Here is a 25,184-nt window from a genome sequence, read left to right as displayed (position 1 = left end):
TGCGATGAGCGTGGCCGATGGGCCCGTCACCCAGATCGCCTGGGTGGTGGCCGATGTGGGCTCGGCCGAGAAGTATCTGGGCGCGACCATGGGCGCGGGTGCGTGGACCCGGATGCCGGAGGTGCACTTCGGGCCCGAAACCTGCACCTACCGTGGCGAACCGGCGGATTTCACGGCGCACATCGCGCTGGCCTACCAAGGGGATACGCAACTCGAGCTGATTCAGCCGGTGCGCGGGAGGTCGATCTATACCGAGTTCCTGGAGCGCAGCGGCCCCGGGCTGCACCACATCTGCCTGGAGCCCGCGGATTTCGACGCGGCGCTGAAAGACGCCGCGGCGCAGGGGATCGAGATCGTGCAGCAGGGCGATATGGGCGGGCAGATGCGGTTCGCGTACCTCGACGGCGCGGCGGCGGGAGTGCCGTTCCTCGAACTCGCCGAGATCGGCCCGAATATGCGGCTGTTCTTCGACCGGATCAAACAGGGCGCACGATGAGCGACCGGATTCCGGAACTCGTCGCGGCCGAGTCGGTGATCTGGGACGGCGAATTCGATGTGGTGGTCGCCGGTTTCGGCATAGCGGGCGGCTGCGCGGCCGTGGCGGCGGCGGCAGGGGGCGCCCGCGTCCTGGTGCTGGAGAAGGCCGCGGTGGCGGGCGGCACCACGGCCCTCGCCGGCGGGCACTTCTATCTCGGGGGCGGCACCGCGGTGCAACGGGCGACCGGGCACGAGGATTCGGCCGAGGAGATGTACCGGTACCTCGTGGCGGTGGCGCGGGAGCCGGAGCACGACAAGATCCGCGCCTACTGCGACGGCAGTGTCGAGCACTTCGGCTGGCTGGAGGGACTCGGCTTCGAATTCGAGCGCAGCTACTACCCGGAGAAGGCGGTCATCCAGCCGCGCACCCAGGGGCTGATGTACACCGGCAACGAAAAGGTCTGGCCCTACCGGGAAGCCGCGATTCCGGCCCCGCGCGGGCACAAGGTGCCGGTACCCGGGGACACCCGCCGCGACGCGGAATATGGAGCAGGCCTTCGTGACCGCGCCGGTCTATCCGCCGTCGTCCCTGCTGGCGGGGATCATCGTGAATCGCGACGGCCGCCGATTCGTCGCCGAGGACTCCTATCACGCGCGCACCTCGGCCTTCGTCCTCGAACAGCCCGGCGCGGCGGCCTATTTGATCGTCGACTCGGCGCACATGGAACGCCCGGCCATCCCGCTCGCACCCTTCATCGACGGCTGGGAGACCGTCGAGGGGATGGCCACCGCGCTCGGAATTCCCAGTGCGGCACTGCAATCCACCCTCGACGGCTACAACGCCAATGCCGCCCGCGGTGCCGACCCCGACTTCCACAAGAGCGCGGAATGGCTGGAACCCCAGGAGGCAGGGCCGTGGGGGGCGTTCGACCTGACGCTCGGCAAGGCGCTCTACGCGGGCTTCACGCTGGGCGGTCTGCGCACCTCCGTCGACGGAGAAGTGCTGCGCGACAACGGCTCACCCATCCCCGGCCTGTACGCGGCGGGCGCCACGGCGGCCACCCTGGCCCAGGACGGCAAGGGCTATGCCAGCGGCACGCAGCTCGGCGCGGGCTCGTTCTTCGGCCGGCGCGCCGGCCGTCACGCCGCCAGCCGCTCCAGCTGACGGAGCAGCTCGGAGGCGGCGAGGGCGTCCAGGACGCCGAAGCGGCTGCTGTTGATCCGCACGGCGACGATGCGCTGCTCCTCCGCCTCGTAGCGGTAGCCGCCCCGGAGGCCGGGGTCCAGCGTGATGCGCACGCGCATCAGGACTCCGAACGGCCGGCTGATGTCTCCGTGGGACAGCTCCCAGCCGCGCTGCCGCAGCCCGTAGAGCCTGCGGGTGGGCACCATCCGATCCGCGAAGCGCGACAGCTCGTCCGAGGCCGCCTCGGCGGGGGTGAGCCGGTACACCGCGCGGTCCAGCTGTTCGAACGGTTGCAGCAGTTCGTAATCGGCGAACACCTCCCGCCACCGCGCGACCGCATCACCCAGGTGCAGGGGATGCGCCACGCCGACCAGCGCGTCCCCGGGCAGCTCGAACGGTTCGTCGGCGGCGTCGGCGAGGGTGCCGTCATTGTCGACACGGAACGATCCGGTCGACGTGCCGTCGGCGTCGAAGACCGCCCAGACCAGCCGCCGGGCCAGCTGCCCCAGCACCGGATGCTCGACGACCAGGCTGCGATGCGCGCTCGCCCGCCACCGGCGGCCGTCCAGCATGGCCGATTCGAAACGCCGGATCTGGTCGGAGGTCACGGTTTTCAGCTCCTTCGCGAAGTCGCGGAAGGAGCGATAGGCCGCGGGAGCGAGCTCCGGATCATCGCCCGCGGCGGGCTTGGGCAGGGTGCGCAACCGGGCGCCTCGGGTACTGATCCTGGGCCGTAGCTCGTGATCCGGGCCGATATCGAATTGCCGCCGGCCGTAATTCACCGTCGTTGTGCCCTCGGCCGAGAGCCCGAGTCGTGGGACGATCCGATCGGCCAGCTCCGCCTCACTCAGGTGCAGCGCGCGGGCGTACTCCTCGACCTTCTCCCGGGCCCTGGTGCGCAAGCCCTCGAAGCGGGAGCTCTCGGCAATGGAGTGCAGATGCATGAGCGCGGTCTCGCCGCCGATCGCCGCCAGCACGTTCAGCCCCGCCGCGGCCCGCGCACTCGCGGATTTGCCCGGCCAGGCGGTAATGAACGGCACCAGCCGCCGCACCGTGTCGTCATTGCCGGTCCGCGCCAGGGCATCCAGCACCCAACCACACTTGGCGGGGTAGCCCGCCGCCTGCCAGGCTTCGAAGATCGCCCAGGTGAATTCGGCCAGCGAGGCGGGATCGGTGGCCTCGGCAACCGCGGCGAGACCGGGATGGCTATCGTCCGGCGCGGCGGTCATCAGCATGGCGATCACCCGGGTGGCGGCCGAATCGGGCAGCGCCGCGCCACCGTCGCGCCGTCGGATCCGCGGCAGCTGATCGACCGCCAGCCAGCGCGGTAGCCGCGGCGGCTTGGCCCGCGGCCCGGCGGGCCGCAGCCACTCGTCCTCGCTCGTCATTTCGGCCTCTCCGGGATTGATACCGGCTCCGATCTTGCCCGTCGCCACCGACAATTTCGTCGGACGACCGCGCTATGGTGCTTACATCGCCTTGTTCGAGGCGCAGCCGCATGCACATTCGAGGGGGAATGCCATGGGTGGGGTACGCATCGACGGGGCGCGGCGCGGTGCGGTGGCGGCCGCGGTGCTACTGCTCATCGCGGCTTGCGGCAGTTCCAGTGGCGCCGCGGATCCCTATCTGTGGTTGGAGGACTGGGACAGTCCGCGGGTGCAGGCCTGGGTGGCGGCGGAGAACTCCAAGACCCTCGGCGTGCTGGAGCGGGATCCGCGGCACGCCGAGAACCTCGCCCAGGCCATCGAGCTCGGCAACGCGCCCGATCGGCTGCCCGAGCCGGAATTCCAGGGCGGGATGGTCGGCAACTTCTGGCGGGACGCCGAACACGAACGCGGTATCTGGCGCGAGACCACCATTACCGATTACGAGACGCCGCAGCCGAATTGGAGCACGCTGCTGGACCTGGACGCGCTGGCGCGCGCCGAGAACCGCAACTGGGTGTGGAAGGGGGCGAGTTGCTCGCCGGTCACGCGCACCCGGTGCCTGGTGTTCCTGTCCGAGGGCGGCGAGGACGCGGTGACCGTCCGCGAGTTCGACCGGGCCGCGCGGGGATTCGTGGCCGGCGGGTTCGAGCTGGAACGAGGGAAGCAGTTCGTCTCCTGGACCGGCGATGACGCGCTGCTGGTCTCCCGGGAATGGGCGACGGGGGAGAAGACCGCCTCCGGATATCCCTATGTCGTCAAACGGTGGGAACGCGGACAGCCGCTCGAGCGGGCGGTCGAAGTGCTGCGCGGTGATCCGGCGGACGGCCTGGGCACCGAACCGGTGCTGCTCGACGGCGGCAAGAAGCGGCTGCTCAATCTCGTTGTCCGCCATTCTTCTTTCTACCAGGCGGAGTTCGACCTGGTCACGGACGACCGGACGGTGCGGCTGGCGCTGCCGCCCGATGCCGATATCAAGGGCATTCTCGGCGATCGGGTGCTGGTCTCGCTGCGGCAGGACTGGACGACCGACGGCACCACCTTCGCCTCCGGATCACTGGTCTCGCTGGATGCCGACGAAATGATCTCGGCGCCGGATCGATTGCGGGCCACCGTCGTCTACGCCCCCGGTCCGCGGGAGACGCTGCGGAGTGTGCTCACCACCCGCGATCGGCTCATCGTGACCTCGCTCCACGACGTGCGCGGGCGCGCCGCCATCTACACCCCCGAGCCCGGCGGCGCCTGGTCGGCCGCACCGATTCCGCTGCCGGACAATGCGACCGTCGAGGCCGTGGCCGCCGACGGCCGCGGCACTACCGCCTACCTCTCGGTGACCTCGTTCCTCACCCCGACCGCGCTGTGGCGCATCGATACCGCCGACGGCCGCCTGGACATGGTGAAGAACGAACCAGCGCAATTCGATTCGTCCCGTTTCGTAGTGGATCAGCTCGAGACCGCCTCCCCGGACGGCACACAGGTGCCGTATTTCATCGTCCGCGGCGCCGGTATGCCCTATGACGGAACCAATCCGACCATCTTGTACGGATACGGCGGTTTCAATGCCGCCGTCACGCCCACCTACGACGGACTGCTGGGCAGGCTGTGGCTGGAACGCGGCGGCGTCTACGTCATCGCCAATATCCGCGGTGGCGGCGAATACGGCCCGGCCTGGCACGAGGCGGCGCTGAAGACCAACCGGCAGCGCGCCTTCGACGATTTCGTCGCCGTCGCCGATGACCTCATCATCCGCAATATCACCACGCCGCGGCATCTGGGCATTCAAGGCGGCTCGAATGGCGGCCTGCTCGTGGGCGTGGCCATGACCCAGCGCCCGGCGCTGTGGAATGCCGTGGACATCCAGGTCCCGCTGCTGGACATGGTGCGCTACGAGCAGATCGCCGCGGGGGCGTCCTGGGTGGGCGAGTACGGTTCGGCGGCGAATCCCGAGGAACGCCGATTCCTCGAATCCATTTCGCCGTATGCGCAATTGAGGGAGGGCGTGCACTATCCGGAGGCGTTCGTCTGGACCACCACCAGGGACGACCGCGTCGGCCCGCAGCATGCCCGCAAGTTTGCCGCCAAGCTATCCGACCTGGGCAACCCCTACCTCTTCTACGAGGCCACCCAGGGCGGGCACGGCGCGGGCGCGAATATCGATGAGGAGGCGCGCACCGCAGCGCTGGAGTACACCTACTTCATGCGCCAACTGCTGCCGGAGCAGCCGCGCTAGTCCCGCACGATCAGCGAAACCGCAATGGGGACGAGCACTTCCACCAGATCGCTGACCGGCGGCCGCGGATCCGACAGCAGCCACTCGTGGGCGAGGCCGTTGATGGCGCCGATGAGCGCGCTGCCCGCCAGCTCCGGATTCATCCGGGTGCGCGCGCCCGGTCCGGCCAGCGGGCCCAGGGCGGCCTGGATGATGGCGACCCAGATGTGCCGCCGGGCCCGGCGGTGCTCCTCCATGCGCTCGCTGACGCCCACCACCTCGACGAAGGCGACCTTGGCGCGGTGCGGATCGGAGCCGACCGAGCCCAGGTAGGCGGTCATGGCCCGGGTCACCTTCTCGGCGATATCGGGATCGGGCGGCAGCTCGGTGAGGGCCTGCGCCAGTGCGGCCCCGGCCTCGTCCTGGATCCGGTCGTAGGCGGCGACCAGCACGTCCTCGCGGGTGCTGAACTCCTCGTAGAACTGCCGTTTGGACAGCCCCGCGGCGGCGCACACATCGGCCAGCGCGCAGTTGGCGTAGCCGCGTTCGCCGAAGATCTCGATGGCGGCATCCAGGAAGCGCTGGCGGCGTTCGGCTTTCCGCTCGGTGACGGCGCGCCCGCCGTATTGTCTGCCTGTGATCGTCATTGCCCGCCGGTGGTAGTCATGGTTTCTTCTCAACGGTAGCCGGATCCGCCGTCGGCTCAGCGACGGGGACGCAAACCGTCCAGCATGTAACTCACGGCATCCTCGAAACGGCCCTCGATCTCCGCCTCCGACAGCAGCCCGGACCCGGCGAAGGACGCCAGGCCGTGCAGGGTGGCCAGGGCCGACAGGCAGATATTGCGCGGATTCCCCGCGACCACCTCACCGCGCTCCTGGCCGTCGACGATCATCGCGATCGGTGCGGCCAGGGTCCGGTTCACGGCCTCGTCCATGGCGGGCGACGGGCTGTGCCTGCGCGCGAACATCACCGCCACCAGGGCCGGGTTGTCGATGGCGAAGCGCAGGTAGGCGTGCGCCATGCCGGTCATCCGGTCCAGGAAGGTACCGGTGGCGGCCGCCCTGTCGATGATCCCCGCGAGCCGTTCGAAGCCGGATACCGCCAGCGCGTCCAGCAGCGCCTGCTTGTCGCGGAAGTGCCGGCTCGGCGCGGCGTGCGAGACGCCGGTATCGCGGGCCAGCTGCCGCAGCGACAGCCCGTCCACCCCGGAGCGGCGCAGCGTCGCCTCGGCGCTGCGCAGTAGTTCGGCCCGCAGATCGCCGTGGTGATAGGAGCGCGAACCGGCGCGGCGTGCGATGGACATGGTGAGTGCAGGATATCGGACACACTTTCAATGTTGGCGTTGACTACTTTGTAGTCGGTGCCTACATTGGCCAAAGCTATGACGAACGAGAGCGTGTCCGCACCGAAAGACGGTGCACCCCTAGGTGAGAAGGGCAGTGCAGCAGTGGACGATGCAACCGAGGCCGACGCGGTGACCACCGCAAAGGCCGAGACGGTCGCCGCCGAGACGGTCGCCGCCGAGACGGTCGCCAACCCGCACGGCGGCCGGGTGCCGCTGCGCGGCTGGGTCGCGCCGATCCTCGTGCTCACGGTGCTCGCCGCCCTCATGGGCACCATGTACCTGGGCTTCACCGCCGACCCGGACAGCAATCTGCACGATTTCCCGGTCGCACTGGTCAATCAGGACGACGGCGATGTGCTCGACGGCAAGCAGGTGAACATCGGCGACCAGATCGCCGAGGCCATGGCCGCGCAGGTGCCCGCCGACAAGGTCGACCTGCGCTTGCTCGGCATGTCCGAGGCGCACCGGCAGCTGCAGAACGGTCAGATCTACGGCGCCATCGTGATTCCCAGCGATTTCTCCAAACGACTGTCGATCCTGGGCGCGTCCGCGGTGGTACCGGGCGAGGTGGAGCGTCCGGTCATCAATGTGCACACCAATCCGCGCGCCGGCACCTATGCCTCGACGATCATGCAGCGCATCAGCAATCGCGCCCTGGCCGAGGTGGACACCACCGTCGGCACGCAGCTCACCGAGCAGGTGCGGGCGAAGCTGGGGTCCACCGAGCTCAGCGGCGCGGCGCGGTTGCAGTTGGCGCAGCCGATCGACATCGTGGTCAGCCCCTATCACCCGCTGCCGGCGGGCACGGGTCAGGGACTGTCGGCCTTCTTCTACACCCTGGTCCTGCTGTTCTCCGGCTTCAGCTGCGCGCTCATCATTCACGCCATGGTCGACAATGTGCTCGGCTACGTGCCCGCCGAATACGGGCCCTGGTACCGGCATCTGGCCCCGGCGCCGATCAGCCGGTGGCGCACGCTGCTCGTGAAATGGGCGATGGCGGTGGTGACCGCACCGCTGGTGTCCGGGGTCTTCCTCGGCGTGGGGACGCTGCTGGACATGTCGATCGAGCATCCGCTGCCGCTGTTCCTCTACGGCACGCTCGCCATCGCGGCGGTCTCGGTGACCGGCCTGTCGGTGCTGGCGGCCTTCGGCACCATCGGCCTGATCGTGAACATGATCGTGTTCGTGGTGCTGGGCCTGCCGTCCTCCTCGGGCAGCATCCCCATCGAGGCCACGCCTCGCTGGATCGCGAATATGGCGACCTTCGAACCCATGCACCAGATGTACCTCGCGGTGCGCGCGCTGCTGTTCTTCGACGGGAATCTGGCGGCGGGGCTGGGCACCGGCGTCTGGATGACGGTGCTGGGCCTGGGTCTGGGCCTGCTGCTGGGCGCGATCGCCACACACACCTACGACCTGCGCGGACTGTACCGCCTCGGTGTGTCGCACCGGCCGGTGAAATCCCCCGTGACGGCGTGACTTTCGGCCCTGTTCGTTGTGCGGTTGTGACGTGATAATGGCCCGGGGCACCGAATAACACATCGCGGCGCGACGATGGTTGGGGCGGTTCGTTCGATGGCTTCTTCGCAGTTCGACCAAGTGACAGAGCAGTTTCTGCACGCGGTGCACGCCGCCGGCGGCGGGCTGCCGGCGGTGTGCGCGGCATGCGTGCGGGTACTGCCGGTGCGGCGCGCCGCCATTCTGCTCGACGAGCACGACGCCGGCATACAACCCTGGTGTGCCAGTGACGATTCGGCCCGCCGGGTGGAGACCGCCCAGGCCACCGCGGGCGAGGGCCCGGCGGTCTCCGCGGTGCACGAGGGCATTCCGGTACTGGTCACCGATCTGACCGCGGACTGCGAGGATTGGCCCGGCTTCGCCGAAGCCCTCTCGGGCACACCGGTATCCGGCTCGCTGCTGGCGGTGCCGTTGCGGCTGGGCGATATCCGGATCGGCGCGGTGGATCTGTATCGCGAGGCCATCGGGCGGCCCGATCCGCGGTTCACCTCGGCCGCCCTGCATGTCGCCGATCTGGTCACGGCCAGTCTGGTGCTGGCCGCCGGCGATGTGACGCGGCAGTGGGCGCAGCCGGTGACCAGCCGGTGGATCCATCAGGCGGCGGGCCTGACCAGCGCTCAGCTCGGCATCGAACTCGTCGACGCTTATGCCCGGTTGCGCGGATACGCCTTCACACACGGGCTTTCGCTGGTGGAGGTGGCGCACCGGGTGGTGGATCGCCGGGTCCGCATCGACCCCGAATGAACCGGATTCAGTGCGCGGAGGTGGCGGTGAAACCGCGCGGCACCAGAATCACCGTGAGCACCGTGACCGCGGCGACCAGCCCCGCCGAGATCCACGAGGTGGTGGTGAGCGCGGAATCGTAGGCGTGCTGGGCGATCCGGAGGATCTGCGCGCCGGTCTCGCCGCCCATCTCGTGCGCCAGATGTGCGGCGCCGCCCACCGATCCGCGCGCGGTGTCGAGCTGTTCGCCCTGCAGCGGCAGATCGGTCATGTGGGAGGTGAACAGCCGGCCGTGGATGCTGCCCAGCAGCGCCACCCCGAGGCCGATGCCGAGTTCGTAATTGGTTTCCTCCACCGCGCCCGCCTGTCCGGCGCGTTCCGGCGGCACCGCGGCCACCAGCACCGCGGCGGCGGTGGTGATGGCGATGCCGTCGCCGACGCCCAGGCAGACCAGGATGAACGCCACCAGCGGATAGGTGGTGGTCGGAATAGCGGCCAGCACCAGGAAACCCAGTGCCAGCGCGCCCAATCCGAAGGCCATCAGCAGCCGCACCCCCACCCGCCGCAGCAGCCACGGCGTGGACAGCGAACCCAGCAGGGTGGCGATGGCGGCGGGCACGGTGCGCAACCCGGCCTCCGACGGCGTGTAGCCGTGAATGTATTGCAGCCACAACGAGATCAGGAACAGCGCCGCGCCGATGGCGAGCATGGCCATGAGGGTGGCGAGCGCGGCGGCGGTGAAGGCGCGATTGCGAAACAGCCGCACATCCAGCAGCGGATCGGCCGAGCGCAGCTGCCGGTAGGCGAACAGCCCGAGCAGCAGGATGGCCGCGAGCAGGATCACCAGGTCGAGCGCCGCCGGATCGCCCTTGGCCACATGCTTGATGCCCCAGGCCAGCGCCACGATGCCCAGCACCGACAGCACCGCGCTGAACCAGTCGAGGCTGCCGTGTGCGGGGGCCAGGTATTCCGGCAGCAGCCACAGTCCCGCCACCACGGTCACCACCACCACGGGCACGTTCAGCCAGAAGGCGGCCGACCATCCGAACTGCTGCACCAGCACACCGCCGACCAGCGGGCCGACCGCCGCGCCGGCGCCGGCGACCGAGGCCCAGATGCCGATGGCCAGGGTGCGCTCGCGGTCGTCGGTGAAGATATTGCGGATGAGCGAGAGCGTGGACGGCATCACCATGGCCCCGCCCACGCCGAGCAATGCGCGCCCGGCGATGAGCTGCCACGGCGTCTGCGCGGTGGCGGCGACCACCGAGGCCAGGCCGAACAAGACGAACCCGGCGATGAACAGCCGCTTGCGCCCGTACCGGTCGCCGATCGCGCCGCAGGTGATGAGCAGCCCGCCGAGCACCAGCCCGTAGAGGTCGACGATCCACAGCTGTTCCATGGGGCTGGGCGACATATCGTCGATGAGCGACGGCAACGCGACATTGAGGATGGTCGCGTCCATGGCCACCAGCAGCAGGCTGGCGCACAGCACCGCCAGCATGGCCCAGCGCCCGCGCGGGCGGTGACCGGCGGAGGCGTCGGGCCCCGGCTGTGCGAGGTGACCGCTTCGGCTGGCGTCGGGCATGGCGACTCCTCGGGCGCGATGGCTATCGATCAGCAACAATCCTGGCTAGACGATAGCCCGCGCTTGCGCGGAGCGCGGTATTCCGGCCGGGCCCGGCTCGCGACTATTTGCGCAGGCCGTTGCCGCCATCGGCGTCGAGCAGCTCGCTCATGCTCGCGCCGCCGGCGCTCGCCTGCCGGGCCAGCAGGTCGCGGATCTCGGTGAGCAGCTCCAGCTCGGTCGGGTCGGCCTTGACCTCGGTCGGCTTGGACAGCCGCGCCTTGAGGTGGTTCATCGGCAGGATGAGCACGAAGTACAGCACCGCCGCGACCGCCACGAAGTTGATGCAGGCGCTGATGATCGGCCCGACCGCCACGAAGGTGGAGGGCTTGCCGGACAGGATCTGGAAGCCCAGCCCGAACTCCGCATTGCCGCCGAGCACCGCGAGCAGCGGTTCGAGCAAACCCTTGGTGATCGAGGTGACGATCGCGGTGAAGGCGGTGCCCATCACGACGGCGACCGCCAGATCGATGACATTGCCCCTCATCAGGAAGTCTTTGAAACCCTTGAGCATGACGCTGGAAAATCCCATCCGAAGACGATTCAGAAATGTTCGCGCCGAAGTCTAAGGGTTAGCCGCGCTCGGCTCGGAACGTGCGAACCAGTGCGGCGCACATTGCGAGCATCACCACACTGAACGGCAGCGCAATGAGAATCGCCACCGTCTGCAGCGTGGTCAGCGCCTGGGTCCCGGAGCCGCTGGCGACCAGCAGCGCGATGGCCACCGCACCCTGCGCGCAGGTCCAGAAGGCGCGGCTCCAGGTGGGCGGTTCCGGATTGCCGCCGGAGGACAGCATGTTCACCACCAGCGCGCCGGAATCGGCGGAGGTGACGAAGAACAACACGATCACCAGGATCGCGAGACCCGCGGTAAGGGAACCGCCGGGCAGGGTGTCGAGCAGGGCGAACAGGGCGCTGTCGCGATCGGGCCCGTCCGGGCCGACGAGCCCGCCGCCGCCGAACATTTCGCGATGCAGGCCCGCGCCGCCGAAGACCGCGAACCAGACGAAGGTCAGGATCGTCGGCACCAGCAGCACTCCGGCCACGAATTCGCGCACCGTCCGCCCGCGCGAGATGCGCGCGATGAACACGCCCACGAACGGGGCCCAGGAGATCCACCAGCCCCAGTAGAAGACCGTCCACTGATTGGTCCAGCCGGTGCCCGTCGGCCCCTCGGTCGCGCCGGTGTAGAGGCTGATCTTCGGCAGCTGCTGGACGTAGGTGCCGATGTTCTGCACCAGATCGTTGACGATGAACAGCGTCGGGCCCGCGATCAGCACATAGAGCAGCACCAGCCCGGCCACGCCCATATTCGCCTGGGACAGCAGCTTGATGCCCTTGTCCACGCCGGTCGCCACCGAGACGGTCGCCAGGGCGGTGACCGCGATGATCAGCACCACCTGTAGGCCCTTGCCCGGTTCGTCCAGCCAGCCCTGGAAATTCAGGCCCGCGGAGATCTGCAGGACGCCCAGTCCCAGCGAGGTGGCCACGCCGAATACGGTGCCGATGACGGCCACGATATCGATGACATCCCCGCGCCAGCCCCGAATCCGATCCCCGACAAGCGGTTCCAGCGACCAGCGGATCGACACCGGCCGCCCCTTGCGGTGGATCGAATACGCGATGGCCAGGCCCACCACCACATAGATCGCCCACGGATGCACGCCCCAGTGCAGAAATGTCTGCACCATGGCGGCATCGGCGCGCTGTGCGGGCGTTTCCCCGACCCCGGGGCGCGGATCCTCGTAGTGGAACAGCGGTTCGGCCACACCCCAGAACACCAGCCCGATACCCATGCCCGCCGCGAACAGCATGGAAAGCCATGCGCCCATGGAGTATTGCGGCCGCTCCCCGTCTTCGCCGAGGGTGATGCCGCCGAACCGGCTCAGCCCCAGCCAGATCGCGAACACCACGAACAGCGTCACCAGCACGATGTAGTACCACCCGAAGCCGCCGATCACATTGTCCTGCAATGCTTTCGCCTGCCGAGCGGCGAGATCCCGGAACACGATGGCGTACACCGTGAATGCCAGTACCACTATCGCCGCGGGCCAGAACACCCTGGGCGCCACCGCCGCCCGATGGTGCGCCGGAGTCGTGCCGGAGGGTGTGCTGCTCGGTGCGCTCAACTGCAGTCCTCTGTGTGGTTGGGGGCCGACATGCGGCAACCCCGACTCCGGGCCGCGGCCGTAGGACCGGAATCGGGGTTGTTGCAGCTACTTTCCGCTGACCTTGTCCTTCATGGCATTGACGATCTCGTTGACCGCCGCCATGACGTCCTGGGCGGCGTGCTCCAGATTCGCCCGGACCTGTTCGAGCGTGCCTTGCATATCGTCGGTGTTCAGCTTGTCGGCGAACGCCTTCGCCATATCGGCGAGATCGGCGGCCGCGGTGCTGGCCCGGTCCGCTAGTTCGGCGGCGGCGCCGCTGGCCTTCTCGGCGAGTTGCCCGGCGGCGGCCTGAGCCTGGGCGGCCAGGTCGGTGGCGGCGCCGCTGATATCGGGCGAGGAGCTGGCGTTGTCATTCGTCGGCATGGTCGGTTCCCTACTTCGCGCCGCCGCCGAACTTGTCCTTGGCCTTCTGCATGGTGTCGTCGGCCATGTTCCGCATGTCCTGGCCGGCGTTCTGCATCTTGTTCTTGGCGTCCTGCATGCCGTCGTGGAACTTCGACTCGAATTCGTCGGCCTCGTTATCGATCTTCTGGCCCATCTGCTGGGCCTGCTGCTTGGCCTTGTCGGCCATTTCCTTGGCCTTGTCCTTCAGAGACATCGAAACCTCCCTAGGTGTGTCACTCCCGGGGTCCGGGGTGCATGACGGGGTACTTCGACGAGCAGGACTGCAGGTACAGCGATCTTTCAGCAACCGATACTAGTCGCTCGAGTCACATCGCGCACTCGGCGAGGTTCACCCCACCGGTCCGAGCACCCGTTCGATGTAGGCATTGGTGAACCGGCCCTTCGGGTCGAAGCGGCGGCGGACCTCGGCGAACTTCTCCCACTCCGGGTACCGCCCGCGCAGCGTCTCGGCGGTCTGGAAGTGCCGTTTGCCCCAGTGCGGGCGGCCGTCGTAGCGATCGAAGACCCGCTCGCAGGCGCGGAAGTACGCCTCGTACTCCATGCCCTGGTACTGGTGCACCGCGATATAGCAGGTGTCGCGGCCGCCGGCGGGGGAGAGGAAGGCGTCATCGGGCGCGACCCAGCGCACCTCGATCGGCATGGCGGTGTCGAAGCGCTTCGCGACCTCCTTGATCTCGCGAATGGCGTCGGCCGAATGCTCGCGCGGGACGGCGTATTCCATCTCGGTGAAGCGGAACAGCCGCGGGCTGGCGAAGACCTTGTAGGAGCGCTCCACCTGCCGCCGGTAGCTGCCTGCGTAGGCCGCGCCGCGCTGCACGTACGGGATGAGGCTCGGGCGCCGGCGGGTCAGGCGGCACAGCGCGTCGAAGGCGTAGTTGGTGACCAGGATGTCGGAGAACCAGTCCACGGCCTTGCCGCGCGGCTGTTCCGGCAGGTCGACGGCATTGTTGGCCTTGGTCATGGCCAGCGGGCTGTGCGCGAACATATAGAACTCGAAGTGCTCGTTGCCGTCGACGTAGGTGTCGAGGTCGGCGAGCACCTCCTCCACCGGAACCGGCCGTTCCACGCCTTCGAGCACGAAGGACGGGACCATCTGCACGGTGACGGCGGTGACCACGCCGAGCGCGCCCACATTCACCCGCGCGGCCCGCCAGCCGTCCGGGTCGGTCTGCTCGTTGAGCTCCACCCGGTTGCCGTCGGCGGTCATGAGTTCCACCGATTGCAGTGCGGCGGAGAGGTTCTGCAGTTTCGCGCCGGTGCCGTGGGTGCCGGTCGCGGTGGCGCCCGCGATGGACTGCACGTCGATATCGCCGAGGTTGGGGAAGGCCAGGCCCATGGGGTGCAGCGCATTGCTGGCGGCATTGAGGGTGATGCCGGCTTCGGCGCGGACCAGTCCGGTCTCGCGATCCACCGAGAGGATCTTGTCGAGCTTGTTCAGCCGCAGGAGCGTGCCGTCGGTGAGCACGGTCTCGGTGAAGGAGTGTCCGGATCCGGCGACGCGGACGGTGTGGCCGGCCGCTTCGGCCTGGGCGAGCACTGCGGCGACTTCCTCGGGCGAGCCCGGTACGGCGATGGACGCCGGAGTACAGCTCTGATCTCCGGCCCAGTTCACCCAAGAGTTGGTCATGCGACCAACTTTAAACCGCGAGTGTGAGGAGCGCTACCGTTTGCGGCAGGCGTACATGGCCGCCTTGGCGCCCTCGACCTCTTCATCGGTGAGTGCGCGCTGCGTCATCGGCAGGCGCGGGATGCCGTCGCCGCGGACGCCATTGAGCACCAGGGGCACGTAGCGCTTCCAGACCTCGGAATTGACCGGGCGCGCGAAACCCGCGACCGCGTCGACCATATTGACCATGGCGAAGAAGTCACCGGTCTCGATATCGGGCTGCAGCGCGCCCGCCTCCTGCGCGCGGGTGATGACGGCCTGGAAGCCGGGGCGGATGCGGTCCTTCATGCACGCGAAACGTTCCATGCTGTCGTGCATTTCGAGCATGACCTCGCTGAACCCGCGATTGGCGGCCATGTGCCGGCAGGCGTGTTCGAACAGCTCGACCAGGCCCTCCCACGGATCCGTATGCGCCAGTGCGGAATCGATCGCCTCGCCGAGTTCGGTGACCATCTGGTCGAAGACCTCGGAGATGAGCTCCTGCTTGTTCGCGAACCGGCGGTAGACGGTTCCCACGCCGACGCCGGCTCGTTCGGCCACATCGTCGAGGGTGACCTCGAGGCCGCGATCGGCGAATAGCTCGCGCGCGGCGGCAATGATGCGCTGCTGATTGCGGGCGGCATCGGCGCGCAAACGCCGAGGTGGGGGCGCGGTAGTGACGTGATTCACAGCCCAATCCTAACAGGCGGCGGGATTAACCGGAGGCGATATCTCCGTTTAGATGGTAACTTCTGACCGTAAGCGGAGATCGGTTCTCCGTTAAGTATAGGGGACGAGGAAACCAATGACGACAGCTCTGGAGAAAGACGTGGCCGCTCCGGCCGCAACCGGGCGGCGTGGCTCCCACGCCCTCAGATGGTGGGTGCTGGCCGTGCTCGGCGTGGCCCAGCTCATGGTCGTGCTGGACGCGACCGTCGTGAATATCGCGCTGCCCGAGGCGCAGCTGGATCTCGGGTTCTCCAATGCCGACCGGCAGTGGGTCATCACCGGATACGCCCTCGCCTTCGGCAGCCTGCTGTTGCTCGGCGGACGGCTCTCCGACCTGTTCGGCCGCCGCAACACCTTCATCGCGGGCCTGGTCGGCTTCGCGGTCGCCTCCGCGGTCGGCGGCGCCGCGGCCAACTTCGAGGTGCTGGTCGGCGCCCGCGTGGCACAGGGCGTGTTCGGCGCGCTGCTGGCGCCGGCGGCCCTGTCGCTGCTCACCGTGACCTTCACCGAACCGGCCGAACGCGCCAAGGCCTTCGGCATCTTCGGCGCCATCGCCGGCGCCGGCGGCGCGCTCGGGCTGCTGCTCGGCGGCGCGCTCACCGAATGGGCCTCGTGGCGCTGGGTCATGTACGTGAACCTGGTCTTCGCCGCCGTCGCGCTGGTCGGCGCGGTCATGCTGCTGGCCAAGCATGTGACCACCGAACGGCCGCGGCTGGATATTCCGGGCACCATCACGGTGACCGCCGCGCTGTTCGCCATCGTCTACGGCTTCTCGCACGCCGAATCCGACGGCTGGACCAACTCGGTCACCCTCGCCTTCCTGATCGGCGGCACGGCGCTGCTGGCGGCATTCGTGGCCATCGAACGGCGGGTCGCGCATCCGCTGCTGCCCATGCGCGTGGTGCTGGACCGCACCCGCGGCGCGTCCTACATCACCGTGTTCTCCATCGGCATCGGCATGTTCGCCATGTTCCTGTTCCTGACCTACTACATGCAGCAGCAGCTGGCGTACTCGCCGATCATCACCGGCGTGGCCTTCCTGCCCATGGTGGCGGGCATGGTGGCGTCCTCGACCACGGTGCCGTCGCTGCTGGTGCCCCGGGTCGGCCCGCGCGTGACGGTGGTGGCCGGATTCCTGGTCTCCGCACTGGGAATGGCGCTGCTGACCCAGATCGGCGTGGACACCGCGTACGCGACCCATATCCTGCCCAGCCTCATCCTGATGGGCATCGGCCTCGGCACCGCCATGTCCACCGCCTTCATCGGCGCCACCTCGGGCGTGCACCACGATGACGCCGGCGTGGCCTCGGCCATGGTCAACACCAGCCAGCAGGTCGGCGGCTCCATCGGCACCGCGCTGCTGAGCACGCTCGCCGCCACCGCGTTCAACGACTATGTGGGCGAACACGTCCCGCCGTCGCCCGCGGTACTGGCGGAGGCCGCGGTGGAGAGCTACACCACCACGTTCTGGTGGGCGGCCGCGATCTTCGTGGTGGGTGCGGTGATCACCGGATTCATCATGCCGAACCAGGCCCCGGTGCCCGCCGAGGGCGAACCGGTGCTGGCGCACTGAGATTCGCGTCTGCGACGCGAATGGAAACGGCCCCGCTCACCAAGGTGAGTGGGGCCGTAGCTATGGAGGGAGCTATGGAGGGGTGAGAACCGCTGCGGCTATCGAGAGTGAGGACCGCCCCGCTCACGACAGTGAGCGGGGCGGGTTCATCCTCCGGCTGTCAGCAGTTGGACGGTGGCGCCAGGCCCGCGAAGCGATCGCTCAGGTAGCCGATGGCGTTCGCCGCTCCGGGGAAGATGGCGGTGCCGTGGTCCGCGCCCGGAATGATCTCGAAGAGCACCGGAGTCCCGGCGGCGCAGTAGCGGCCGGCGGTGCCGAGGGCGAGATCCAGCGGCACCTGGTCATTGCTGCCGTGCCACTGGTAGAGGGGCGCGCGCGGGACGCCCGGATAGATCTCCAGCGCGTTCTCGTGGAAGATCCGGTACAGCGTCGGATCGGTTTCCCGGCCCGGGTAGAAGACCTCGCTCAGGGTCTTGTTGGCCCCGGCCGAGATGATGTCGTCCACACAGGAATTGGCGATCCGGTCGCGCAGCGCGAAGCCCGCCGGGGTGAGCGACTGGTCCATGGATATTTCGCCCGGGTACTCCCGTTCCATGCCGACGCCCAGCGCGAAGCCGAGCCCGAACAGCGGATGCGGGGCATTGCCGTTGGCGATGGCGATCTTGCCGGGATTCACCGGCACACCGCCTTGCGCCACACCGACAATGGGGAGCTCGGGCGCGTAATCGGGGGCCAGTACCGCGGCGAAGCCGGTGGCCATCGCGCCGCCGGAGTACCCGGCCAGGCCGACCGGCGAATCACCCAGTCCCGTCGGCGGGAAGCGCTTGGCGGCGCGAATGCCGTCGAGGGTGATCTGGCCGCCCAGCCGGGCCGCCCCGTAGGCGCTGGTCGGGCCGAGATGATCGGGCACGGCGACGGCCCAGCCGCGCATCAGCAGCAGGTTCAGCGCGGCCGATTCCTTGAGCCCGCCGTCGAACAGGGCGTGCGACGGAGCGCATTGCATCCCCAGGGAATTCACGAACGGCTGATACGAGACCAGCGGCCGCGGCCCGCCGCCGCCGGGCACGATCAGGGTGGTGACGGCCATGATCGGGCCGTCGTGCGAGTCGTTGGAGCGAAAGCCCAGCTGCCACACCGTCGCACCGGCGAAGCCGTGCGCGGGCACGAGGCGGGAGCGGACGATGTCGCCGGGTGCGAAATCCCCGATATTCGGTGGGGCGTAATAGAACCCGTCCGGATCTCCGATCGGGTACACGGCGCCGTGGGCGGGTGGTGCGCCCGCCAGTGCGGCCAGCAGTATCGCCGCGGTACTCAGGCTCTGGACCAGCATCCTTCTGATTCCCTGCCGGACCGCCAACTTGGCTCCTCGAGGCCGATGGGACAACTCTGGGCAAGCGGCACTATCCTCGCAGTTCCCGGGTGCTGTTAGCGCTCAGCAACACGCCGAACAGCAACTTTTTAGCAATCGCGAAGGGAGGGTGGTGGCAGCGAGAACGCGCGAGGTCGACGGGCTGATGCTCGCGGTCATCGCCCTGGGCGGCGGCATCGGCGCGCTGCTGCGCTACGGCACCAGCCTGGTCGTGCCCGAGGCGGGCGGGATTCCGTGGCAGACCTTGGCGGTCAATGCGATCGGCTGTCTGGCCATCGGCGTCCTCATGGCCGTCATCACCGAGTTCCGGTCCGCGCATCGGCTGGTGCGGCCGTTTCTGGGCGTCGGTGTGCTGGGCGGCTTCACCACCTTCTCCACGTACGCCGTCGAAGTTCGTAGACTGCTCGAATCGGGCCGAATGGTTTCCGCATTCGGCTACCTCGGGGGGACGGTGGTGATGTCGCTGGGAGCGGTCGTGCTCGGGCTGGGCGCGACGCGGTGGGCAGTACGCACGGCACGACGATTGGGGGCAGGCGATGAATGAGGTGCGGCGGTGACGGCGGTGCTGGTGATCGTCGGCGGGATGGTCGGGGCGCCGACCCGTTATCTGGTGGATCGCGCGGTGGCCCGTCGATTCGATAGTGTCTTCCCACTGGGCACACTGGTGGTGAACGTGACCGGTTCGGCCCTGCTCGGCCTGTTGATCGGTGCGGGAGCAAACCATTGGCTGCTCGCGACCGCCGGAACCGGGTTCTGCGGGGCGCTGACCACGTTCAGTACGTTCGGATACGAAACGGTTCGATTGGCCGAGGAGGGCGCTTACAGCTATGCGGTGGCGAACATCGTGATCGGCATTGCGGCAAGTCTGGCCGCGGCCTGTCTCGGTGCCTCGTTCGGGCAGTGGGTGTGGCCGTGATCCTGATGACCAGCCGGGCACAGGCGATACGGAAGGGAGGTGCGAGCATGGCGCACGATCGAGCCGGGCGGCCGGCACGCGCCACGGACCTCGAGGACATCGCGCACCTTGTCACGGCCTACTACAGCCGGATTCCGGATCCGTCGGATCCGGCGCAGCTGGTGTCCTTCGGCACCTCCGGGCATCGCGGATCCAGCCTGGACTGCGCATTCAACGAATCGCACATTCTCGCCATCACGCAGGCGATCGTGGAGTATCGCGCCACCCGCGGCATCACCGGGCCGGTATATCTGGCGCGGGACACCCACGCGCTGTCCGAGCCCGCCTGGACCACGGCGCTCGAGGTGCTCGCCGCCAATGACGTCACCGCCATTATCGACTCGCGCGACAGGTACACGCCCACACCGGCTTTGAGCCATGCCGTGCTGCGCCACAATCGGGGCGGCACCCGGCATCAGGCCGACGGCATCGTGGTGACGCCCTCGCACAATCCGCCGCGGGACGGCGGCTTCAAATACAACCCGCCGCACGGCGGCCCGGCCGATACCGTCGCCACCGACGCCATTGCCGCGCGCGCCAATGAGCTGCTGCGCGGCGGGCTGGCCGAGGTGCGGCGCACCAGCCTGGCGCACGCGCTCGCCACCAAGGTGGAGCGCTACGACTATCTGGACAAGTACATCGGCGACCTACCCAATGTGCTGAACCTGGATGCCATACGCGGCGCCGGGATTCGGCTGGGCGCGGACCCCATGGGCGGGGCCAGCGTGGACTACTGGGAGGAGATCGGCCAGCGCTACGACCTCGAGCTCGAGGTGGTGAATCCGTTCGTCGATCCGACCTGGCGGTTCATGACCCTCGACAGCGACGGGCGGATCCGGATGGATCCGAGTTCGCGCTACGCCATGGCATCGCTGGTCGCGATTCGCGACGACTACGACATCTCCACCGGCAACGACGCGGACGCGGACCGGCACGGCATCGTGACTCCCGATGCGGGGCTGATGAATCCGAACCACTATCTGGCGGTCGCCATCGAGTACCTGATCGCCAACCGGATGGGCTGGGACGCGCTCACCAAGATCGGCAAGACGGTGGTGACCTCGTCCATGATCGATCGCGTGGTCGGCGTGCTCGGCCGCGATGTGTACGAGGTGCCGGTCGGGTTCAAATGGTTCGTGCCCGGATTGTTCAGCGGCAGCCTGGCTTTCGGCGGCGAGGAGTCCGCGGGGGCCTCCTTCCTGCGCATGGACGGCACCGTGTGGACCACCGACAAGGACGGCATCCTGCTCGCCCTGCTGGCCGCGGAGATCACCGCCGTCACCGGGCAGAGCCCCTCCACCCGCTATGCCGAACTGGAGAAGCGCTACGGCTCGCCCGCCTACAACCGGGTCGACGCGAATGCCACCGCGGAACAGAAAGCCCGGCTCGCGGCGTTGACGCCGGACATGATTACCGCGACGGAGATCGCCGGGGAACCCATTACCGGCATTCAGACCCGCGCCCGGGGCAATGGCGCCGCGCTCGGTGGCGTGAAGGTGACCACCGAGAACGCCTGGTTCGCCGCCCGCCCGTCCGGGACCGAGGACAAGTACAAGATCTACGCGGAATCGTTCCAAGGCCCCGAGCACCTGACCCAGGTGCAGGCGGCCGCGGAGGAAATGGTGGGACGGGCCCTGTCCGGTGAGTAGATCCAAGGCCCTGCCGGTCGAGATCTGGGTGCTGGTGGGGTCGGCCTTCACGATCGCCATCGGATTCGGACTCGTCGCGCCCGCACTGCCGCAGTTCGCCCGCGGTTTCGGCGTGGGCGTCGCGGCCGCCTCGTTCATCGTCAGCGCCTTCGCGCTGATGCGGCTGCTGTTCGCGCCCATGAGCGGGCGGTTGATGCAGAAGCTGGGGGAGCGGCCGGTCTACCTCACCGGATTGATCATCGTCGCGGTCTCCACCGGCGCGTGCGCGTTCGCCCAGACGTATTGGCAGCTGCTGGTGCTGCGGTCGCTGGGCGGTATCGGGTCCACCATGTTCACGGTGTCCTCGCTGGCGCTGGTGATCCGCATGTCGCCGCCGCTGGAGCGCGGGCGGGTCTCCGGGGTGTACTCGACCAGCTTCCTCATCGGATCCATTCTCGGCCCGCTGGTCGGCGGTGCGCTGGCCGGGTTCGGGCTGCGCGCGCCGTTCCTCATCTACTGTGTGGCGCTGCTCATCGCCAGCCTGATCGTGTATGTGGCGCTGAAGGATTCGCCGCTGGTCGCGCCCGAGTCGGCCGACGGCGCGCCCGTCATGACCTTCCGGGACGGGTTGGCGCGGCCCGCCTATCGGGCGGCGCTGTGGGCCAATTTCGGTAATGGCGCGGCGGTTTTCGGCGTGCGCATGGCGCTGGTGCCGCTGGTCGTGGTGGAGGTGCTGAAACAGGACGCCAAGGTCGCGGGCGTGGCCCTGACCGTCTTCGCCATCGGCAATGCGGCGGTGCTGTTCCTGTCCGGCCGCCTCTCGGATCGGCTGGGTCGCAAGCCCTTCCTGATCTCCGGCACGCTGATCTGCGCCGTCGGCACGGCGGGCCTGGGCCTGGCGCCCAATCTGGTGTGGTTCCTGATCGCCTCCGCCGTCGCCGGTGTCGGCTCGGGCATGTTCTCGCCGACCCTGCAAGCCTCCGTCGCCGATATCGTCGGCCCCCGGACCCGGGGCGGCCCGGTCCTGGCCGGCTACCAGATGTCCGCCGACCTGGGCACCTTCCTCGGCCCGTACCTGATCGGCCTGCTCGCCGACAATGTGTCCTACGGTGTGGCGCTCGGCGTCACCGGCCTCGTTCTGGCGTCGGCCTCGGCGGTGTGGCTGTTCGTTCCGGAAACGCTGCCGCGCAAGGAAGCCGTCGCGGTCGCCCGGACCTAGCCCCCGGCAGGCGCGGTCCGGAAAGGTTCGGGCAGAGTGGGCGGTGTGAGCAACCCGACTTCGAAGCACACCCCGCAGCCGGTCTCCAGCAAGACCACCTATGCCCTGGGCGGCCTGGCCGTCGTGGTGGTCGCGGTGATCGTGTTCGCGGTGTTCCAGTGGAATCGCGGCGGCGGCGACGAGATCCGCAATGACGGCTACGGGCCGGTGCGCGATGCCGCGGTGTCCGTGGCCATGGACTCCGACGGCGGCATCGTGCTCGGCAAGCCCGGCATCACCGAAACCATTGACATCTACGAGGACCCGATCTGCCCCGCCTGCGGGCAGCTGGAGCGCATCTACGGGCAGGAGATTGCGCAGCGGCTGGACGAGGGCAAGTTCGCGGTCCGATACCGCATGGTGAACTTCCTGGACCCGCAGTCGGGCAGCAAGGACTACTCGACGCGCGCCATCGCCGCCTTCGAGTGCGTCGCCCAGACCGGCAACGGACCCGTCTTCGCGAAGTTCCACGATCAGCTGTTCACCGCCAAGCAGCCGGAGGAGCGCGGCTCCGACCTCGACAACCAGCAACTGGCCGCGCTGGCAAAGGAATCCGGCGCCTCCGACGAGACGGTCGCCTGCATCACCAAGGCCGACGGCATCGACACCGCCCGCAATCACGCCGAAGCGGCCATGAAGTCCCTGACCGCCGCCCTCGGCGATCGCGCCGCCACCCCGTCGGTCTTCATCGACGGCAAGAAGGTCGATGTCAACGACGAGAACTGGGTCGCCAACGCCGCCGGCTAAGGCCCCGGCCGATCCGGTGGCGGATGGCGAAAGACTCGAAAAGCAAGACTTGGCGGGGGAAACGCGCGAGGATGGGTGCGTTGTGGGAAATGGGGTGGGGTGCGGCTCGGAGGGACGACACCGAGCCGCACCCCTGGCGGGGCGCCGCGGGGGGGCGCGGCTCCTTGGTCGGGGGAGTGACCGCGGGGTGGAATCCGAGAGGTGGGTGGGGTGCGGCTCGGTTCGAGGGTGTGGAGCGAGCCGCACCCCGGTGGGAAACCGTGTGCAGGGCACGGCTTTCCACGGCTGGGGTGAAACCGGAAGTGCTTATCCGGGTCCGGTCAGCGAGTGGCCGTCCGGGACTCGGGAATCTCGTTGTCCGGGGTGCTGCGCGCCAGCTGGGGATGCAGCAGCACGTGGTCCTCGAGGGGGTACGCGATATCGCCGGTGAAGCGGCGTGGGGGAGCCACGGGTTCGGGCGGTTCCGTCAGGGAGCGGAACGGGTGGCGCGCGGGTTTGGCCGGGGCGTCGATATCGGTGTGCGGGAAGAGGTATCGGGCGCCCTCGCGAATGGTTTCGTGCGGTTCGCCGGTGGGGTCGATCCAGCGCATGCGATCGGAGTCGGCGAGGTAGACGCGCCACGGTTGTTTACCGCTGTCGGCCAGGACCTTCAGGCGGTAGTGATGTGAGCACAGCACCGCGCGGGTGGCGATCGACGGATGGGTGCGCGCGGCCGGGAGCGGATCGAAATGGGTGACAACGGTTTCGGCGGCGGGCATGGTGCAGCCCGGGAAGCGGCAGAGGCCATCGACGGCGCGGATCTCCCGCGGCGGGGCCGCCGAGAACGGACGCACGGTGTCCGGACCGGGAGTCGTCGTGCCGGTCTGCGCGATCCGGCGCTGCGCCGCGCCGGTGGTCGTCGAGGTGTGGGCGATCGGGTCCGTCTCATCTGCGATGCGCTGAGGCTCGTCAGCGATCCGCATCGATTCGCTCGCAATCCGCTGGGGCTCGTCCGGAATCGGTTGTGGCTCGTCCGCGATCCGCTGGCGCTCGTCCGCGATCCGCTTCGATTCGCTCGCAATCCGCTGGGGCTCGCCCGCGATCCGTCCCGACTCGCTCGCGACCTGCTCCGGTCCGCCCGCAATCCGCTCCGCCTCGACCGCCGGGGCGGGAGACTTCATGTCCGCGGGGAAGTACTCCGGAATGACCTGGAAGCGGGCATGTTCGGCGAGCTTGCGAGCCAGCGCGGCGTCGATCGGGCCGTATCCGGACAGGAAAGCCGGATCATCGCGCAGTCCGAGCAGCGTTTCGGCGGGCACGCCGACCTGGATGAGCGGCCGCCGCGGCGTGCCGGGCGTCTCCGATTTCGGGCAGTACTTCCCGCGCCCGCACCCGCAGCGCAGCCGCCCCGACCCATCGGCCAGCGCGACCAGCGCATCCGCGCGCCGCTGCTGCATGGTGCGCGGATCGTCCTCGCACACTTGCAGACTCATCTCCCGCAGTCTCATCGCCACGGTCTGCGCGCCGGCCGCGGGCAACTGCCCGTCGAACACCGCCATCCCGTCCTGCACCGCACGAATCCGAATATCCCGGTCGTCCTCCCGCTCTTCCCGCCGCCGCTGTTCACCCTCCGGGTCCAGCCGCGTCACCCACCGCCGCGCGGTCTGCCGCAACCGCGCCGGATCCGACCGCGTAGCCGTCTCGATGAGCTTCGGTTCGAGCGTCTCCCGCAACTCCTTCGACAACCCCCGCATGCTCTCGGCAATAACCTGCACCCTGGGCAGATCGATCCGCCCGGCCGCGAACGCCAGCCGAGTCTGCGGTAGCGAGTCCAGCGCCAGCCCGATATCGATCATCGCCGTCGCCACCGCCTCCGACACATGCGCCCCCACCGCGATCTCCGCCGCCGCGAACTCCCCCGCCCGCACCCCGTTCGGCCCCGGCTCCACATTCCCCGCGCGATGCCTCCTGTACACCTCCCGCACCGCTGTGATTTCCGCCGCCTGGGCGAACGCCGCTGCTCCATGTGCCCGCCGCAGCGCGTCGATCAGCTCTTCGTCAGCCATCGCCTCCACCTCTCGGCTATCGAACATGTGTTCGACAATACTCCCGAAAGATCGCCATCGCCAGCACAAATCCCCCCGATTTCCAGGCGATTTCTAGGCGATTTGGTTTGTTCGACAGCAGTCGTGTAACTTCGTTCAAGCAAGCGGGGC

Annotated in this window: 22 protein-coding genes and 1 pseudogene; 11 read left to right on the top strand and 12 right to left on the bottom strand. The window is 68.6% G+C overall.

What is annotated here, in order from left to right; genetic code table 11:
• Positions 1-4 precede the first annotated feature (4 nt).
• Entirely contained in the window at positions 5-496 is a 492-nt protein-coding gene (locus tag ACYQ5L_RS30245) for a VOC family protein (protein ID WP_459961629.1), read from the top strand.
• A pseudogene (locus tag ACYQ5L_RS30240) lies at positions 493-1,642 on the top strand (FAD-dependent oxidoreductase). Before ACYQ5L_RS30245 ends, ACYQ5L_RS30240 begins: the two are co-directional and overlap by 4 nt.
• Here ACYQ5L_RS30240 and ACYQ5L_RS30235 read toward each other — a convergent pair.
• Positions 1,618-3,051, bottom strand: a complete 1,434-nt coding sequence (locus tag ACYQ5L_RS30235) for a DUF4132 domain-containing protein (RefSeq protein WP_459961628.1) — start codon at positions 3,049-3,051, stop codon at positions 1,618-1,620. The pseudogene ACYQ5L_RS30240 and the gene ACYQ5L_RS30235 sit on opposite strands and share 25 nt — an antisense overlap.
• Before the next feature lie 133 nt (positions 3,052-3,184).
• Between ACYQ5L_RS30235 and ACYQ5L_RS30230 the strand changes: the two genes are divergently transcribed.
• Positions 3,185-5,317 carry a prolyl oligopeptidase family serine peptidase gene (locus tag ACYQ5L_RS30230; RefSeq protein WP_459961627.1) on the top strand — a complete coding sequence of 711 codons (2,133 nt, stop codon included), beginning with the start codon at positions 3,185-3,187 and terminating at the stop codon, positions 5,315-5,317.
• Here the strand turns inward: ACYQ5L_RS30230 and ACYQ5L_RS30225 are convergent.
• Both ACYQ5L_RS30225 and ACYQ5L_RS30220 read right to left on the bottom strand, forming a co-directional pair.
• A complete protein-coding gene (locus ACYQ5L_RS30225) occupies positions 5,314-5,943 on the bottom strand; it encodes a TetR/AcrR family transcriptional regulator (protein WP_459961626.1) in 630 nt (209 codons plus the stop codon). The two genes, ACYQ5L_RS30230 and ACYQ5L_RS30225, sit on opposite strands and share 4 nt — an antisense overlap.
• Positions 5,944-5,999: 56 nt before the next feature.
• Positions 6,000-6,602, bottom strand: coding sequence for a TetR/AcrR family transcriptional regulator (locus tag ACYQ5L_RS30220; protein ID WP_459961625.1), 603 nt, complete (start codon positions 6,600-6,602; stop codon positions 6,000-6,002).
• A gap of 144 nt (positions 6,603-6,746) precedes the next feature.
• Between ACYQ5L_RS30220 and ACYQ5L_RS30215 the strand changes: the two genes are divergently transcribed.
• Together ACYQ5L_RS30215 and ACYQ5L_RS30210 are read left to right on the top strand one after the other, a co-directional pair.
• A complete protein-coding gene (locus ACYQ5L_RS30215) occupies positions 6,747-8,123 on the top strand; it encodes a YhgE/Pip domain-containing protein (RefSeq protein WP_459961624.1) in 1,377 nt (458 codons plus the stop codon).
• 120 nt (positions 8,124-8,243) lie between these two features.
• The gene (locus ACYQ5L_RS30210) at positions 8,244-8,906 is read left to right on the top strand and encodes a GAF and ANTAR domain-containing protein (protein WP_459961623.1); all 663 of its coding nucleotides are present in this window, start codon (positions 8,244-8,246) and stop codon (positions 8,904-8,906) included.
• A 7-nt stretch (positions 8,907-8,913) separates the two neighbouring features.
• Here the strand turns inward: ACYQ5L_RS30210 and ACYQ5L_RS30205 are convergent, their stop codons facing one another.
• From ACYQ5L_RS30205 to ACYQ5L_RS30175, 7 genes are all read right to left on the bottom strand, one after another.
• The gene (locus tag ACYQ5L_RS30205) at positions 8,914-10,470 is read right to left on the bottom strand and encodes an MFS transporter (protein WP_459961622.1); all 1,557 of its coding nucleotides are present in this window, start codon (positions 10,468-10,470) and stop codon (positions 8,914-8,916) included.
• A 103-nt stretch (positions 10,471-10,573) separates the two neighbouring features.
• Complete coding sequence (gene mscL, locus ACYQ5L_RS30200; RefSeq protein ID WP_459963585.1) at positions 10,574-11,023, bottom strand: large conductance mechanosensitive channel protein MscL; 450 nt, start codon at positions 11,021-11,023, stop codon at positions 10,574-10,576.
• Positions 11,024-11,081: 58 nt separating this feature from the next.
• Complete coding sequence (locus tag ACYQ5L_RS30195; protein WP_459961621.1) at positions 11,082-12,638, bottom strand: BCCT family transporter; 1,557 nt, start codon at positions 12,636-12,638, stop codon at positions 11,082-11,084.
• 87 nt (positions 12,639-12,725) lie between these two features.
• Positions 12,726-13,043 carry a hypothetical protein gene (locus ACYQ5L_RS30190; RefSeq protein WP_459961620.1) on the bottom strand — a complete coding sequence of 106 codons (318 nt, stop codon included), beginning with the start codon at positions 13,041-13,043 and terminating at the stop codon, positions 12,726-12,728.
• Between the two features lie 10 nt (positions 13,044-13,053).
• The gene (locus ACYQ5L_RS30185; protein WP_459961619.1) at positions 13,054-13,278 is read right to left on the bottom strand and encodes a hypothetical protein; all 225 of its coding nucleotides are present in this window, start codon (positions 13,276-13,278) and stop codon (positions 13,054-13,056) included.
• Positions 13,279-13,413: 135 nt separating this feature from the next.
• On the bottom strand, positions 13,414-14,712 hold the full coding sequence (locus tag ACYQ5L_RS30180; RefSeq protein WP_459961618.1) for a D-arabinono-1,4-lactone oxidase: 1,299 nt from the start codon (positions 14,710-14,712) through the stop codon (positions 13,414-13,416).
• 33 nt (positions 14,713-14,745) lie between these two features.
• Positions 14,746-15,420 (bottom strand): TetR/AcrR family transcriptional regulator, encoded by a 675-nt coding sequence (locus ACYQ5L_RS30175; RefSeq protein ID WP_379205325.1) that lies wholly within the window; start codon positions 15,418-15,420, stop codon positions 14,746-14,748.
• 115 nt (positions 15,421-15,535) lie between these two features.
• On the opposite strand from ACYQ5L_RS30175, the gene ACYQ5L_RS30170 reads away from it, so the two are divergent.
• Positions 15,536-17,032, top strand: a complete 1,497-nt coding sequence (locus tag ACYQ5L_RS30170) for an MFS transporter (RefSeq protein WP_459961617.1) — start codon at positions 15,536-15,538, stop codon at positions 17,030-17,032.
• Between the two features lie 160 nt (positions 17,033-17,192).
• On the opposite strand, the gene ACYQ5L_RS30165 is transcribed toward ACYQ5L_RS30170, so the two are convergent.
• A complete protein-coding gene (locus ACYQ5L_RS30165; protein ID WP_459961616.1) occupies positions 17,193-18,362 on the bottom strand; it encodes a lipase family protein in 1,170 nt (389 codons plus the stop codon).
• A gap of 151 nt (positions 18,363-18,513) precedes the next feature.
• Here ACYQ5L_RS30165 and crcB (ACYQ5L_RS30160) point away from each other — a divergent pair, with 151 nt between their 5' ends.
• The 5 genes from crcB (ACYQ5L_RS30160) to ACYQ5L_RS30140 are packed head-to-tail and all read left to right on the top strand — an operon-like array spanning position 18,514 to position 22,989.
• Positions 18,514-18,945, top strand: a complete 432-nt coding sequence (gene crcB / locus ACYQ5L_RS30160) for a fluoride efflux transporter CrcB (protein ID WP_459961615.1) — start codon at positions 18,514-18,516, stop codon at positions 18,943-18,945.
• Positions 18,946-18,954: 9 nt separating this feature from the next.
• Positions 18,955-19,317 (top strand): fluoride efflux transporter CrcB, encoded by a 363-nt coding sequence (crcB, locus tag ACYQ5L_RS30155; protein ID WP_379205330.1) that lies wholly within the window; start codon positions 18,955-18,957, stop codon positions 19,315-19,317.
• 47 nt (positions 19,318-19,364) lie between these two features.
• Complete coding sequence (gene pgm / locus ACYQ5L_RS30150) at positions 19,365-21,005, top strand: phosphoglucomutase (alpha-D-glucose-1,6-bisphosphate-dependent) (RefSeq protein WP_459961614.1); 1,641 nt, start codon at positions 19,365-19,367, stop codon at positions 21,003-21,005.
• A complete protein-coding gene (locus tag ACYQ5L_RS30145) occupies positions 20,998-22,203 on the top strand; it encodes an MFS transporter (RefSeq protein ID WP_459961613.1) in 1,206 nt (401 codons plus the stop codon). Before pgm ends, ACYQ5L_RS30145 begins: the two co-directional genes overlap by 8 nt.
• A gap of 45 nt (positions 22,204-22,248) precedes the next feature.
• Positions 22,249-22,989, top strand: a complete 741-nt coding sequence (locus tag ACYQ5L_RS30140; protein WP_459961612.1) for a DsbA family protein — start codon at positions 22,249-22,251, stop codon at positions 22,987-22,989.
• 320 nt (positions 22,990-23,309) lie between these two features.
• Here ACYQ5L_RS30140 and ACYQ5L_RS30135 read toward each other — a convergent pair whose 3' ends face one another.
• Positions 23,310-25,034, bottom strand: a complete 1,725-nt coding sequence (locus ACYQ5L_RS30135; protein ID WP_459961611.1) for a DUF222 domain-containing protein — start codon at positions 25,032-25,034, stop codon at positions 23,310-23,312.
• Between the last annotated feature and the right edge of the window lie 150 nt (positions 25,035-25,184).

It is taken from the genome of Nocardia sp. IFM 10818 (assembly GCF_054655275.1).
The sequence above is the reverse complement of the archived record's forward strand: the minus strand, read 5'-3'. Positions and strand labels throughout refer to the sequence as shown.

What these genes read in the sequence shown, in the direction of transcription:
- ACYQ5L_RS30220 (WP_459961625.1), bottom strand. Translation starts at nt 6,602, where the DNA reads ATGTCCATCGCACGCCGCGCCGGTTCGCGCTCCTATCACCACGGCGAT.
- mscL (WP_459963585.1), bottom strand. Translation starts at nt 11,023, where the DNA reads ATGCTCAAGGGTTTCAAAGACTTCCTGATGAGGGGCAATGTCATCGAT.
- ACYQ5L_RS30225 (WP_459961626.1), bottom strand. Translation starts at nt 5,943, where the DNA reads ATGACGATCACAGGCAGACAATACGGCGGGCGCGCCGTCACCGAGCGG.
- pgm (WP_459961614.1), top strand. Translation starts at nt 19,365, where the DNA reads ATGGCGCACGATCGAGCCGGGCGGCCGGCACGCGCCACGGACCTCGAG.
- ACYQ5L_RS30190 (WP_459961620.1), bottom strand. Translation starts at nt 13,043, where the DNA reads ATGCCGACGAATGACAACGCCAGCTCCTCGCCCGATATCAGCGGCGCC.
- ACYQ5L_RS30235 (WP_459961628.1), bottom strand. Translation starts at nt 3,051, where the DNA reads ATGACGAGCGAGGACGAGTGGCTGCGGCCCGCCGGGCCGCGGGCCAAG.
- ACYQ5L_RS30170 (WP_459961617.1), top strand. Translation starts at nt 15,536, where the DNA reads ATGACGACAGCTCTGGAGAAAGACGTGGCCGCTCCGGCCGCAACCGGG.
- ACYQ5L_RS30245 (WP_459961629.1), top strand. Translation starts at nt 5, where the DNA reads ATGAGCGTGGCCGATGGGCCCGTCACCCAGATCGCCTGGGTGGTGGCC.
- ACYQ5L_RS30230 (WP_459961627.1), top strand. Translation starts at nt 3,185, where the DNA reads ATGGGTGGGGTACGCATCGACGGGGCGCGGCGCGGTGCGGTGGCGGCC.
- ACYQ5L_RS30135 (WP_459961611.1), bottom strand. Translation starts at nt 25,034, where the DNA reads ATGGCTGACGAAGAGCTGATCGACGCGCTGCGGCGGGCACATGGAGCA.
- ACYQ5L_RS30205 (WP_459961622.1), bottom strand. Translation starts at nt 10,470, where the DNA reads ATGCCCGACGCCAGCCGAAGCGGTCACCTCGCACAGCCGGGGCCCGAC.
- ACYQ5L_RS30165 (WP_459961616.1), bottom strand. Translation starts at nt 18,362, where the DNA reads ATGCTGGTCCAGAGCCTGAGTACCGCGGCGATACTGCTGGCCGCACTG.
- ACYQ5L_RS30185 (WP_459961619.1), bottom strand. Translation starts at nt 13,278, where the DNA reads ATGTCTCTGAAGGACAAGGCCAAGGAAATGGCCGACAAGGCCAAGCAG.
- ACYQ5L_RS30180 (WP_459961618.1), bottom strand. Translation starts at nt 14,712, where the DNA reads ATGACCAACTCTTGGGTGAACTGGGCCGGAGATCAGAGCTGTACTCCG.